At 45.4% G+C, this 13,229-nt stretch carries 16 protein-coding genes; 2 read left to right on the top strand and 14 right to left on the bottom strand.

Annotation, left to right across the window (positions count from 1 at the left end):
* Positions 1-126: 126 nt before the first annotated feature.
* From BS63_RS0101410 to BS63_RS0101345, 14 genes are all read right to left on the bottom strand, one after another.
* The gene (locus BS63_RS0101410; protein WP_412774910.1) at positions 127-531 is read right to left on the bottom strand and encodes a type II toxin-antitoxin system death-on-curing family toxin; all 405 of its coding nucleotides are present in this window, start codon (positions 529-531) and stop codon (positions 127-129) included.
* Entirely contained in the window at positions 524-757 is a 234-nt protein-coding gene (mazE, locus tag BS63_RS0101405; protein ID WP_002961603.1) for a type II toxin-antitoxin system PemI/MazE family antitoxin, read from the bottom strand. The genes BS63_RS0101410 and mazE overlap by 8 nt, the downstream gene beginning before the upstream one ends.
* Before the next feature lie 129 nt (positions 758-886).
* Positions 887-1,111, bottom strand: a complete 225-nt coding sequence (locus BS63_RS0101400; protein ID WP_002961602.1) for a DUF4649 family protein — start codon at positions 1,109-1,111, stop codon at positions 887-889.
* Positions 1,112-1,187: 76 nt separating this feature from the next.
* Positions 1,188-2,192, bottom strand: a complete 1,005-nt coding sequence (gene fni / locus BS63_RS0101395; RefSeq protein ID WP_019770606.1) for a type 2 isopentenyl-diphosphate Delta-isomerase — start codon at positions 2,190-2,192, stop codon at positions 1,188-1,190.
* Positions 2,189-3,187: a phosphomevalonate kinase gene (locus BS63_RS0101390; protein ID WP_002962028.1), complete on the bottom strand. Its 999-nt coding sequence runs from the start codon at positions 3,185-3,187 to the stop codon at positions 2,189-2,191. Before BS63_RS0101390 ends, fni begins: the two co-directional genes overlap by 4 nt.
* Positions 3,180-4,124: a diphosphomevalonate decarboxylase gene (gene mvaD / locus BS63_RS0101385; protein WP_002962031.1), complete on the bottom strand. Its 945-nt coding sequence runs from the start codon at positions 4,122-4,124 to the stop codon at positions 3,180-3,182. The genes BS63_RS0101390 and mvaD overlap by 8 nt, the downstream gene beginning before the upstream one ends.
* Complete coding sequence (gene mvk, locus BS63_RS0101380; protein ID WP_032798529.1) at positions 4,106-4,987, bottom strand: mevalonate kinase; 882 nt, start codon at positions 4,985-4,987, stop codon at positions 4,106-4,108. The genes mvaD and mvk overlap by 19 nt, the downstream gene beginning before the upstream one ends.
* A gap of 145 nt (positions 4,988-5,132) precedes the next feature.
* Positions 5,133-5,939 (bottom strand): ABC transporter substrate-binding protein, encoded by an 807-nt coding sequence (locus tag BS63_RS0101375; protein ID WP_002962035.1) that lies wholly within the window; start codon positions 5,937-5,939, stop codon positions 5,133-5,135.
* Positions 5,940-5,948: 9 nt separating this feature from the next.
* Positions 5,949-7,088, bottom strand: coding sequence for an amidohydrolase (locus BS63_RS0101370; RefSeq protein WP_002962038.1), 1,140 nt, complete (start codon positions 7,086-7,088; stop codon positions 5,949-5,951).
* A gap of 400 nt (positions 7,089-7,488) precedes the next feature.
* The gene (locus tag BS63_RS0101365) at positions 7,489-8,526 is read right to left on the bottom strand and encodes a glutathione S-transferase C-terminal domain-containing protein (RefSeq protein ID WP_002962040.1); all 1,038 of its coding nucleotides are present in this window, start codon (positions 8,524-8,526) and stop codon (positions 7,489-7,491) included.
* A gap of 16 nt (positions 8,527-8,542) precedes the next feature.
* Positions 8,543-9,499, bottom strand: coding sequence for a glutathione S-transferase family protein (locus BS63_RS0101360; RefSeq protein WP_019777298.1), 957 nt, complete (start codon positions 9,497-9,499; stop codon positions 8,543-8,545).
* The gene (locus tag BS63_RS1000000112105; protein ID WP_019769076.1) at positions 9,489-9,659 is read right to left on the bottom strand and encodes a hypothetical protein; all 171 of its coding nucleotides are present in this window, start codon (positions 9,657-9,659) and stop codon (positions 9,489-9,491) included. Before BS63_RS1000000112105 ends, BS63_RS0101360 begins: the two co-directional genes overlap by 11 nt.
* Position 9,660: 1 nt before the next feature.
* Positions 9,661-10,146 carry a GNAT family N-acetyltransferase gene (locus tag BS63_RS0101350; RefSeq protein WP_002962045.1) on the bottom strand — a complete coding sequence of 162 codons (486 nt, stop codon included), beginning with the start codon at positions 10,144-10,146 and terminating at the stop codon, positions 9,661-9,663.
* An 11-nt stretch (positions 10,147-10,157) separates the two neighbouring features.
* The gene (locus tag BS63_RS0101345) at positions 10,158-11,006 is read right to left on the bottom strand and encodes a transporter substrate-binding domain-containing protein (RefSeq protein WP_002962048.1); all 849 of its coding nucleotides are present in this window, start codon (positions 11,004-11,006) and stop codon (positions 10,158-10,160) included.
* A 715-nt stretch (positions 11,007-11,721) separates the two neighbouring features.
* Here BS63_RS0101345 and BS63_RS01000000110770 point away from each other — a divergent pair.
* Both BS63_RS01000000110770 and BS63_RS1000000112035 read left to right on the top strand, forming a co-directional pair.
* A complete protein-coding gene (locus BS63_RS01000000110770; protein ID WP_141564998.1) occupies positions 11,722-12,762 on the top strand; it encodes a Sapep family Mn(2+)-dependent dipeptidase in 1,041 nt (346 codons plus the stop codon).
* Positions 12,756-13,127: a zinc-binding metallopeptidase family protein gene (locus BS63_RS1000000112035; RefSeq protein ID WP_002962794.1), complete on the top strand. Its 372-nt coding sequence runs from the start codon at positions 12,756-12,758 to the stop codon at positions 13,125-13,127. The genes BS63_RS01000000110770 and BS63_RS1000000112035 overlap by 7 nt, the downstream gene beginning before the upstream one ends.
* Positions 13,128-13,229 lie beyond the last annotated feature (102 nt).

Genomic DNA, 13,229 nt, shown 5'->3' with positions numbered 1-13,229 from the left:
CGAGGCCTTCGTGTTTCATAAAATTTCATTGAGTTTCAGATATACTTGGAGGTGAAAATTTAATTTAAACATACAAAAAGCCTGTTAAGTCAGGCTTTTTTGAGTTAAAAATTCACATCAGGATTTTTACAATTTTGTACTGTGATTACTTATCCACTCCTTATAAATTATTAAATTGTCATCGGATAATGGTTCAACCGCGACTCGCACGGTAAAGTCAACTGCTTCTTCTTGGTCGACTTGTAATTGATAGCCGTTTAATCGGAGAAAACTGACTAATACAAAAAATGCTGTTCGTTTATTGGCATTGGCAAAAACATGTTTTTTGACCAATTGAACAAAGATAATTGTCGCCTTGTCGAAGAGAGTTGGATATAGTTTTTGTCCAAATACAAACTGTTCCGAAAAATTGACAATCATATTCAAGGCCGAAGCACTCACGACTTCCACCTTTTCACTAGGCGAATAATGTTCAATAATCCCTTTATTGAAAGCAGTGATTGATTTTCGGTTAGATAATTTATCATCGATCTACCAATTCCTTGAAGATGCCGTCATACTCTTTAAAAAGATTATCAACATTTTTAAAGACCTCTCTATCAGATACAAAATGAGCCGTATCTTTTGCTTTAGGAGTAAAGATGATTTCACCATTTGCCGTTAGATTAGCTTCATACTCTTTTCCAGTTGGGATATTAAAGTCTTTAGGGATGGTAATTATGACAGAATCACCCTGTTTTCGAGTTTTAACGACCATAGCAGAATATCCTTTTAGTAAGAAAACTATAACATGGAATTACAGTAATTACAAAAAGGTCGCCAATAAAGGTCAAAGACCCAAAAATAGCTAACGATTTCTCGCTAGCTATTTTTTTATCTATTGCTTTTAGTCCTCTTCGTAGGCTGACCAGTCAAAATTGATGAAGGTTGGGAAGAGATCGCCATAAGTGCCGTGGAAACCCACATCCTTACCCTTGTAAGTAACACTCTTAATGGGATAGTACTCGGGCAAAGTTGAGCAGCCCATCAGGACGCGAATAAAATCGTTGGGATTTTCAAAGCTTTGTTGACGCTCAATATCATAGGCATCGGTATAGGTCATTTCAATCATGACAACATCTCCTTTACCCCTAGTCTAAGACTTTTTAAACTGGAGGTCAAAAATTTGGATTGACCCTTCTGCTATATCAGTCTTGTTTTCTATTGGCTTGGGCTAATTTCCCGTAGAGGAGGTAATCGACCTGTCGCAAATCCGTTAGGGTGCGGCAATTAAGAGCACACATGAGCAATCGCAAATCGTCTTTCCAGCCATCAACAATTGCTATTACCTTCTCAACTGGGTAGCGTTCTACCAGCTCCAGTATAGTGCGTGAAAGCCCCACTGCTCTAGCTCCCAGAACCAAAGCCTTAATCATATCCAGAGGATGGCGAACACCACCACTGGCAAGAATTTCGGCCCGATTTCTAATGTCGCCTAGATTTAGAAGGGTTTGGACGGTTGATTGACCCCATTGATTCAGGTAGGAGCGATCTTGCTGGGCCCGCTGATTCTCAATATAGGCAAAACTAGTGCCGCCCCGACCGGAAATATCAAAGGTCCTAATACCGAGGTCAAGCCCCCTTTGGACGGTTTTCCTATCCATACCAAAGCCAACTTCCTTAAGGACGACAGGGACAGAAATCTCTTGAGCGTAGTCCGCTAAATTGGACAACCAGCTCTTAAATTCGCGTTCCCCTTCTGGCATGAGCAATTCCTGCATGAGATTGACATGCACCTCTAAGAGCAAGGGCCTCAAATCTTCCACAGCCTTCTGTCCCAATTGGACCGGCTTATCAAGACCGATATTGGTTCCCAAAAGCACTTGAGGAGTCAGCGAGCGAACATCATAGGAATCATCATCAGGATTTTTCAAGGCTGGGCTATAGGAGCCCGTGATGAAAAGTAGGCCACAGGCCTCGGCCACCTGGGCCAATTTTCTATTGACAGCCTTGGCCTTGTTTGATCCGCCAGTCATGGCATTAATATAAAAGGGAAAATCCCAGTCCCGCCCAGCAAAATGTGTTTTCAGCTCAATCTCCGCCAAATCATACTTGGGCAAAGAGGACTGAATCAGCTCGACCTCGTCAAAACTGTTATAGGGGGACTGGTAGGCCAGGGCATGCTTGATATGCTGGTCTTTTCGATTGGTCATAAAGCTTTTTGGCGAAATAGTAGTTCAATACCAGCTTTTCGCCACCTTTCTCTGATTTTTTGGCTATGGTCAGGATTAAATGATAGGGCAATACCACAATCACCACCACCCGATCCCGAAGACTTGGCAACGGCATCCAGACCCTGAACGGCCCCTTCTAATACCAGCAATTCTTCGGTATAAATAGCAGGGTGCAGGTTCTTTAACAAGTCACTAACTTTCTGTAAGGAGACTTTGACCAGCTCCTTATCGCCAGTCCTTAGGCCCTGGGCTGTCGCTTCTACCGCCACCTGCGTTGGCTCCAAAAAATCAGCAGAAATAGCTGATTTAACCTGATCAATCATGTCCCTGGAAATAGAGGGTAGACCGGTCCAGCCAACTAGAAAATCAAAATCTAGAGCAGGTCGGACTGACTCAATCTGATAGCCCCAGTCCCTAGCGAGGACCTGGCTCAAACTGTCACTCTTAATCCAAGTCCTTACTCGAGCTCGGTCAAAAGCCTTGAATAAAACCAAGTCTTCATAGGCAATACAGGCCAAATCACCCATGGAGCCATTATCTCCCCGCTTGAGCAGAGTGTAGCTTGCCAGTCTGAAGATGAAATCAGCCGACCAGTCCTCTTGATACAAGGCAGCCAAGGCCTTAACCACTAGGACAGTCACGCTACCGCTTGAGCCAAGGCCGAATTTCTTGCCATCCTTCTCTAGCTTGCCAGTAATAGACAAGCTAAAGGGACAAGGTTTTATACCTCTCGTCTTAAGATAGTCTTCGACAACCGCAATGGTCTCCTGAATCAGGCTGTAATTCTTATCCCTTTCCAGCCCGACCTTGTAAGCAAACATATCCGAGTAGAGCTGGTAGCTGGAAGCGGGCTCAATTTCCGCTGTCAAAGAGATGGGGATAAATTGTAAGAGGGCCTGCTGGCCAGGTGTCAGAATGGCATATTCGCCAGCCAGATAGAGCTTGCCACCGGACTTAACCTGGTACTTAGTCATGGGCAGGATCCTTGGTCTTGGAGACAATGGTCCGATAGTTTTGACCAAAAATCTCAGCTAGGGTGTCCAAATCCTTGGTCTGGCAGAGCACCTTAACATTGGGACCTGCATCCATGGTGAAATAACAGTCATAACCTTTCTCTCGCAGACTTCTGACAAAATCCATAGCCTGATAGGATTCTTCCGTCAGATAGGAAAAGGGAGGATTGGCCGACCTAGTCGTGGAGTGCATTCTTAGAGCATTTTCTTCTGCTAACCGGCCAACCTTGGCAAAATCATTGGCAGCCAGATAGTTCAGCATAACCCGATAATCCAGGGCAGACTGATCAATCCAAGCCTGAAAATCGCTGGAAGTTTCTGCACAACGCTGCATACCTTCCCGACTAGAAATGGTTTTGGGTTGGTCATTGAGGACCAGCATAATCATAGAGAGGTCCAAGTCAGTTTTAACCTGATAAATATCGCCAGAATCCTTGTCCCAAGCCGAAAGGGGGCCGAAAAAAGACCTAGCCGACGAGCCAGAAGCAAACTTGGCATATTGGGCTAGCTCCTTTTGGTCCAGACCAAAGTCAAAGAGCTGATTGCAGGCCTTGACCAGAGCCGACAGACCGCTGGAACTGGAAGAGAGTCCTGCAGCTGTTGGCATATTGTTGTTGGTTTCAATCTTAACAAAGGGCTGACCTTCCCGGCGGAAAAAATCAATAATCTTGGTCATTTTGGCATGCTCCTGCTGATTTTGCAGCTGGCCGTCAATGTAAAACTCATCCCCCTGAGCCCCCTCAGGAAGGAAGGACAGGTCGGTCTTGGTGTACATATTTTCCAAGGTCAGTGAGATGCTGCTGGTCGCTGGAATCATCTTCTTGACGTCTGCCTTACCCCAATACTTGACAATGGCAATGTTAGCATAGGATTTGACACTTACAGATTTTCTATCCACGTGTTAACGGCTCCTTCTTTTTCGAGTGCTGAGACCAAACTTTCGGCCTGCTCCTGATTTTGACAGAGAGCAATGATGCAACCGCCCAAGCCACCACCGGACATCTTAGCTCCCAGAGCCCCTTGATTTTTGGCAACCTGGACAAGATGATTAGCTTCTGGACTGGAAACGCCCAAATGGTTCAATTCGTCATGGGCTCGGTTCATGGCCTGACCCACAACCAGGAGATCCTTGGCCAAGAGGCCAATTTCAATGGTTGAGGCTAAATTACCCAGACGATGCAGATAAGGCAGGGCCTTTTCTTCTAGACTTCGCACCTTGCTGACAGCTTCTCTGGTATGACCGTGAATACCGGTATCCGCAATCACCAGATAAGCACCCAAGTCCATCGCCATTTCTGAAAATCCAAGATTACGGATAAACTTGATAGCCGTGTCACTCAGACAGGTCTTGGCATCCAGACCGCTAGGATTTTCATGGGCAATAATTTCGGCCTGATTGGCCAACATTTCCAAATCGGGCAGGGACAGAGACTGGTCAAAATAGTCAAAGACCGCCCGAATAGCTGCGATAGCGACCGCAGCTGATGACCCCATCCCCCGCTTGGCTGGGACATTGGACTCAATCTCAACGGAAATCTTTTCATCAGACTTGTCCAAAAATTCCAAGGCAGCAAAAACCGCTGTAGATAGCGGATCAGAGATGTCAATCTCTAAAGCTTGGTCCGAAGCCTGAACCTGACAGACCACCTCAATATTTTTTAAGGGAAGGGCAATGGCCGAATAGCCATAGACTACCGAATGTTCACCGATTAGGATAATCTTGCTGTGAGCCCTTCCGATTCCGATTTTCTGCGTCATCATCACTTCTTTCTTACATTCCTCTAATATTTTAGCCTAAAATAACAAAAAAAGCGACCTCAAGCACAAAAAAGCTTCAGTCGCAGGTCGGATTTCTGGGAAACATTCGATAATCAGAAATTTTCAAGTGTCAGGCAAATTAAATTCTTCAACTTTCAAGGTCAACTTCTCCTTTTTGAAGTGCCACTTTAAGAGTATCCGCATTTTCGATGATGCGAACGTTGATTTTCTTAGTATTGACTTTGCCACCATAGTAGTATTTGTTAGCAGTAAGTGTCAATGAAGAACCAGATGTAAATTTCTTCAATACATAAGGGCCAGTTCCGACCGTTGGGTAGACACCGAGATCATTAACTGAGAAATCAGACGTATTTTTGTAAATGTGTTTTGGAATGATATAAGTTTCATTTGTCAAATTATTAACAGCTGCTGCACTAGCCGCCGGTAGAATGAATTTGACCTCATAATCACCTACTTTTTCAACACTTATAGGTTTGTCACCAATCCAGAGACTTTCATATTTTCCGTTTTCCTTTTTAGCTTTTTGAGTATAGGTAAAGACAACGTCATCAGCCGTAAAAGGCTTACCGTCTGACCATTTGATGCCTTTACGAAGTTTTACATCAATAGATTTTCCATCCTCGGCTTGCTTGATACTCTTAGCCAATTCATAAGTGACTGTCCCATCATTGTTAGTACGAGCGAGTGGAGAATAAATCATATTAATGGTTTTTAAGCCCCATAAATCATTTGAATTAATTGGATTCAATGATACAGGATCAGCGTTAAAAGCATAAGTTAAACTTGAGGAGTTTTTAGAAACTTGTTGACCATCTTTCTTAGATTTACTTATTCCAAAGACAGCAGCAATAACAGCTAGAACCGCAATAACAGCTAGAACCGCAATAATAGTAATTAAAGCATACCATTTACCTTTATTTGATTTTCTTTTCATAAACAACTGCTACCTTTCTCCATAATATTCCAACAACTTGAAAGCTGATTCGACGAAGTAGTTGACGGCGACGGGGAGGGCTTCGTCTTTGACGACGAAGTCATCGTGATGCCAGTCGGGCGCTCCTTCTTCTCCGTTGGAACCGACGAAGGCAAAGACGCCTGGGATTTGTTCCTGATAGGCAGCGAAATCTTCTCCACCTGTTGAGGGCAGGGTATCAACCACTTCCGCGAAGGACTTGGAATTTTCAAAAATAATTGGCGTGATGGTCTTATCGTTAAAGGTGACCTTTGGTGAATTACCCCACTTGATAGTGACTTGGGCACCGAATTGTTCAGCGGTCGTCCGAACGACCCATTCAAATTTTTCAATAACTGCTCGGCGAACTTGAGAGTCAAAGGTACGAATCGTCCCTTCAAAGAAGCCCTTACCTGGCAGAACATTCCAGGTTGTACCGACATCAATATGGGTAACTGACAAAACAGCGGATTCAAAGGGAGAAACAGTTCTGGCAACAATGGCTTGCAGATTGTTGACGATGCTGGTTACCGCCAAGACCGTATCAACACCCAGGTCAGGACGAGCTGCGTGGGAAGAAACACCTTGGACAGTAACCTCAAACTGCTCTACGCCTGCCATGATGGCCCCAGTTTTAAGCCCCAGTTGACCAGGCTTGAGATGGGGATAATTATGATAGCCAACAATGGCAGAAACGCCTTCCAGGCCACCGGCTTCAATTACCTGATAGCCACCTTGGAAATTTTCTTCTGCCGGTTGGAAAATCAGCCGAACAGTTCCTTTCAATTCCTTTTCACGATTTTTCAAAATTTCGGCAGCCCCTAGCAAGCTAGTTTGGTGGAAATCGTGACCGCAGGCATGCATGGCTCCATTATAGCTGGCATAATCTAGGCCGGTATTTTCCCGAATGGGCAGGGCGTCAATGTCGGTCCGCAGAGCGATGACAGGATTGCCAGAACCGATTTCAGCAATCAGACCAGTCTTGAGGGGATAGTTGAGAGCCTCAATTCCCAAATCAGCAAGATAGGACTTGATAAAGGCTGTTGTTTCAACTTCCTGCTCAGAAACCTCCGGATGGGCGTGGATATAATGACGAGTTTTGGCTAATTTTTCATAAAAATCTGACGACATAAGCATTCCTCCTAGAAACTTGTCCAAAAGCTGGACTTAAACTTAGTAATATCTTATCACCAGGCCCAAAGCTTGCCTAATCTAAATATTTTATGCTAGGCCATAGGAAATTTTTATAGGGGTGAGTAAAGGACTGATAAAGTGGGCCTAAAACTGATAAAAGATGGCAACGAGTTCGCAATAACAGCGATTGTTGCTTACATCGGCTACAAAAAGAGAAGCACCTCAGGTACTTCTCTTGTCTCTTATAGTTAATGAAAATCAAAAGTCGGCTACGAGAAAGACGATGCTCGCTCGTGAGACCGACATTGACAACTTCTACTAGGACTACCTCTACAAATCCAGATTTCTTAAATCTGAAATTTTCTTAGCCCTAAGAATTTTCCATTTCCCCAGACTATTAGTCAATCAAAAACTTTTGGTCTGGTGTCTTGGACAGGTAGCGACGGTTATTGACTTGCGACCATTGGGCATCGAAATCAATGTCGTCTGCAAAGCGAGAATTGAAGTCAACGAAGAGCTTCTCCTTCTTGGTATCCCAGCCACGGGCAATATCATGGAAATAGGTATTGTTTTTGAATGAAGGAATTTCGTACAAGTCCCTTGCATAGCCCCAGATATTTGGGTAATCAACAATCCGGTTCTTGATAGGACCCAGATTGCGGTAATAATGGGTATCAAAGCGGGCCAGGGTCACATAGAGACGGACATCAGAATCGGTCACATAATCACCAAAAAGGAATCGTTGGGTGGCCAGACGTTTTTCAATAATGTCCAGGGTATTATAAAAGTCATCAAAGGCTTCCTGATAGGCTACCAATGATTGAGCAAACATCATCCGATAGACCCCGTTGTTAACAAAGGGGAAGAGAACCTGGTCATTGAAGTTATCGATGTCTTTTCTCAGCTCTTCTGGATAGAGATTTGGAGCATCAGGCTTTTGGAAAGGTTTGAAGGCCACTTCAAAATAATTAGTTAAGCGGTGGTAATCATTATTAACGACCTCTTGCTTGTCCACATCAATCAGGGCAGGGACCGTCGTCCGACCTGTATAGTCAGGGTCTGCCCGATAGTAGAATTCCGCCAGGTATTCAGCCCCGGTGACAGGGTCCTTGCCATCTGGTTCATAGGCAAACTCCCAGCCATATTTACGGCGTTCAGGGTCTTCTGTATGACCGACCTGATTGACCGAGATGGCATCTTCCAAACCTAGAAGCTCACGCACGATAGAGGCCCGATTGGACCAGTGGCAACCCCGAGCCCAGAAGAGACGGTACTTGCCAGCCTCAGCCTTGAGGTCATCTGGCCCATCCCCGAAAGGACGGGTGAAATGATTGGGTTGGCGTTGGAAGGCTCCCCGTTCATCAATTTCTGTCTTGGTCTCAACGGGGCGAACTTTCAGGGTAACGGGTTTAATAGTTGGCTTATTTTCTGTCATAATCATGACCTCTTTTCTAGTGATAAATTCTGCTGGCTCTATCTTGAGGTTCTAGCCATTCGCTGGTATCAGGACCCTTGGGGAGAATTTGGTGGGGATTGTCAATGGCACTGAGATGATAGTGCTTCTTGATATGGTCAAAATGAGTGGTTTCCTTAAAGGCAGGAATGGAATACAAATCCCTAGCGTAGGCCCAGAGGTTGGGGAAATCAGCCAGACGGTTGCGGTTGCAACGAAAACCATTGTAATAGGCCGCATCAAAGCGAGCCAGGCTGACATAGAGACGGATGTCCGTGTCCCTAATCCGGTCGCCAAAGAGGAAACGCGAATGACTCAATCGCTCCTCCAGCTCAGCCAGACGGGCAAAGAGCTTGTCGTAAGCTGCCTCATAGGCTGCTTGACTGCCTGCAAAACCAGCCTTGTAGACCCCGTTATTGATGTCTTGGAAAATGACCTCATTCAGCTGGTCAATCTCATCAGCCAGATCATCCGGATAGAGGTCTGGAGCCCCCTCCTTATGCAGGGGCCGCCAATCGGTCTCCCAAATCTTGAGCAGGTTGTAAAAATCATTATTGACCAGCTGACCGGTCTTGAGGTCAACGATGGCTGGTACCGTGAAGCGGCCCTGATAATCAGGCTCGGTCTTGAGGTAGATTTCACTCAGATAATGAATGCCCAAAACAGGATCCTTACCATCGGGATCTAAAGTAAAGGCCCAGTCGGTACGATCCACATCTGTCGGCCGAACAGGGTCAACCACCCCGATATTAAGGGCATCTTCAAGTCCCAAGAGCTTGAGGGCAATCAGCTGTCTGTGAGCCCAGGGACAGGCATAGGAAACCAAGAGCCGGTAACGGCCCTTCTCAACTGGTAACTGACCTGGTTCAGACCCGAAAGGGGTCAAAAACTTGGTCTTCTGCCGGCGAAAATTCCCATCCTGATCAACTTCTTTGGAAACAAAACTAGTTGGCATAGACTTCCCTCCTTGTACCTGTTTCTGGCCATTCCCTTAATAAATCAGGCACTTCCTGACCGTAACCTATGGCCTGCAATTCCCCCAGAGCCATGAACAACCAGGCCTGATCCAAATCCTCTTGGTCAGACTGTTGAAAAATTTTCTTCAAAAACTTCATCCTAGTACCTCCCGATTTCACTTTCAAAGCGGTAGCCTTCTGGTAAGAAGAAACCTTCGTCTTCCATCCATTGCTTGCCCTCTGGACTGCCGTGTTCAAAATGAGCAAAGGCCGTCTTATTGCGACGAAAACCATATTTCTCATAGAGTTTGAGGGTCTGGGGATGGGTATAAAGAATGACATTGATACCTTTGAGCCGGTCTAGAAGCCCGGTGACAATGGCATTTCCGACACCTCGGCCCTGATAGTCAGGGTCAACAGCGACATTATAGATGGCCCCTTGGGAAACGAAATCCGTCAGAGCTCGCCCCACGCCGACCACCTGAGAGCCGTCTTTGACAAAGATAGTAATATCGCTGTTTTTAAAGGCCTTCTCATGCTCCTGGCTGCTGCCAGACTTGCTGAGACCAGCCCCTTGCAAGACAGCCGTCACCTGGTCATAATCAACCTTGTTTGGGTCGGTTTCAACCTCAAAATCAAAAGACATGGCAGGTCCTCCTACTTGTAGGACGGTGAATAATCTTCACCGAAGTATTTCTCGTTAATCTTCTTGGAAGTCCCGTCCCCAGTGACTTCCTTGAGAGCCTTATTGACATCCTTTTGCAATTGCTTTTGGTCCTTAGAAAAGACGAAATAGCTGTAAGGTTCAGACAATAATTCCTTTTCTAAATCACCTGAAACCGGCTTACCAGTCAGCTTAAGGCCCAATTCTTTTTGATAATACTCAAACATAGGCTTGTCCATGAGCAGGAAGTCGTACTTGCCAGACTCAACTCCCTGCAATTGGGTGGTCAAATCTTCCTCACTATAATTGAGGTCAATCTTCTTGTCAGGATGCTTCTTGTTAAATTTTTCAATGGCCGTTGAAGTATTGACACCAGTAGAGCCTACCGTTGAATGGCCTGCTAGGTCATCCCAAGAATCGGCCTGCTTGGCCTCCTTATTGTCAGACTTGTAGATGACCACATAGGAATTCTTGAACATCGGGTCTGAAAAGAGATAGTTCTTCTGCCGCTCAGGGTTTTTGGCAATATTATTGACCCCCATTTGATAACGGCCAGAATTGAGACCCGAGAAAATCGAATCGAATTCTGTCTTTTCCAGCTTCAACTTATACTGGGGCAATTTTTTGAAGACTGCCTTGAGCAGCTCAATATTTTGTCCCGTCAGCTGATCCCTGCCATCCACATAGGTGAAGGGCTTAGGACTACCAGAGGTTGCTACAGTCACCACTGTTTGCTTAGTGCCTTGTTTGTGCTTAGATCCATTAAAGAAGACCAAGCCCAGAGCCAAGGCCAGAACAACCAGCACCGATATTGCAATCGTCCACTTCTTCTTATTTGTCATCCTACTTACTACCAACTTCCTAAATCATTGATTTCTCCTATCTTACCGCAATCCAGCAGACTTGGAAAATCACTATTTTTTATGGTTGGCTATAAAAAATTCTTATGGTCTCCAAGGCTCGATTTCCAGCTCTTTTGGTGTAAGATTATAAATAAAAATTATTAGGTCGGTCTTGGTTAAATAGGCTGGATTGCCAAACAAATACTCTATTAAAATCACAGTTAGCATCTTTGATACTTTCTTAAAAAGTGCGGACGCAAGAAGAAATTATCCAGTGGATGATTTCTTGGAACTCACGTAGTTTCATTGCGACACTTGGTTAGGCCAGTCGATTTTACTGGCCTAACCGAGTTAATCAGGGGGCTAGTCAATTTCCGTAGAGATTGGCGTTAGATATTTGCTACTTTAGTAGCTGATATCTTTGCCCCGTGATAAATTTTGAGCCCTTCGCTCTCTAATTTTTAGGCTCAGGCAGATTTAGTCCACCGGACTAAATCTCTCTCAAAATTTCCGTTCTTAGCAACATCTGTTGTTGCTAAGAATACCACTTTGGCGAAAGTATCGCTTTTAGAATGACTTCATTAGTTAATGATTTATGTTCATTTTCCAGATGCAGTCGTATTGAGATAGTAAATTGCTAATTTTGAATTTCAAAGAGTATAAAAGTGCTTCTAGCCAAACTTTGACCGACCAAGGTAAAAATAAGGAGGATGCCATGCCAGATTGGAAGTGCCTATTAAAGGACTATAAGGAAGATTTTTTACGGGACTTGGCGGGCTTAATCGCCATTCCATCGGTCAAGGATGTGGCCCAGGCTAGCGAGGAGGCTCCCTTTGGGCCAGCAGTCAAGGAGGCCCTAGACTATATGCTTGCTCTGGGAGAGCGAGATGGTTTTCGAGCCAAGACCATTGACAATGTTGCCGGTCATTTGGAAATCGGCCAAGGACAGGAAATCTTTGGAATTCTCTCCCACCTAGATGTGGTTCCTGCTCAAGACGAAGAATGGCAGACACCTCCTTTCGAGTTGAAGCAGAAAGAGGGCTGGCTTTACGGTCGAGGTGTGTCCGACGATAAGGGCCCCTGCCTAGCTGCCTACTACGCCTTAAAAATGGTGCTAGATGCTGGCTATACGCTTAACCTGAAGGTTCGTCTCATCTATGGAACTGATGAAGAAAATAATTGGGAGGGGGTAAAGGCCTACTTCGCCAAGGAAACCATGCCTGACTTTGGTTTCGTCCCTGATGCCATCTTCCCTTTGATTTATGCAGAAAAAGGCATTGTCTCCCTAGATTTGACCAAGACCTATTCCAGCCCTTCTAACCTAGTTTTTAAGTCCGGTCAGGCCTATAATGTTGTTCCCGACAAGGCTCAAGCTCGTTTGTCAGGCCAAGCCAACCTTGAGGCGGACTTCCAGGTCTATCTCAAAAAGAACGACCTCCACGGGAACTATCAGGTTCAAGGGCAGGAACAAATTCTCAGTCTCAAGGGTCAGGCGGCTCACGGAGCTGGACCTGACAAAGGAATTAATGCCGCCATCTACCTAGCTCACTTCTTGAGGACTCTTGACCTTGACCCTGCTGCCCAAGACTACCTTGCCCTTTTGGATGACTACTTCTTCGCCGATTCCTTCGGTCAGAAACTTGGCCTTGCTTATGAGGAGCATGAGCTGGGCAAGGTGACCGTCAATCCTGCCATCTTTTCCTTTGAAATGGACAGGCTAAAATTGGCATCAATCTCCGCTATCCTCAAATGTTAGAATATTCTACTCTAGGGGAACAATTAGATAAAATCGCTGACGGGGCAGGCTTTGTCCTAGAGGAAATCAGCCACCTCCTTCCTAGCAATACCGACCTTAGCGACCCTAGAACACAGACCCTCCTGGAGGTCTATCAAGAGGCGACAGGTGATAGCAGCCCTGCCTTAGCCATCGGCGGTTCAACCTATGGCCGTCTCCTAAAAAACGGCGTTTCCTTTGGCCCAGCCTTTCCTTGGTCAGTCCACACCCTCCACCAACCCAATGAAAAGATTAAGCTGGAGGAACTTTGGCAGGCAACCACCATCTACGCCGAGGCCCTCTACCGCCTCTGCACCCTGGAAGGCCAAGAGGACATGAAAAACTAATACTCTGCCGAGCTAGACAAATAAGGTTCGCTAATCAAACAAAACAAAAATAGGACGGAGCTCTTCCAGCGTTTGGTTTGGACTCGCTCCGTTTTTTTATCT

The sequence above is a fragment of the Streptococcus sobrinus DSM 20742 = ATCC 33478 genome (assembly GCF_000686605.1).
Taxonomy (GTDB): Bacteria; Bacillota; Bacilli; order Lactobacillales; family Streptococcaceae; genus Streptococcus; species Streptococcus sobrinus.
Note: the sequence above shows the minus strand (reverse complement) of the source record. Positions and strands in the feature narration are given on the sequence as shown.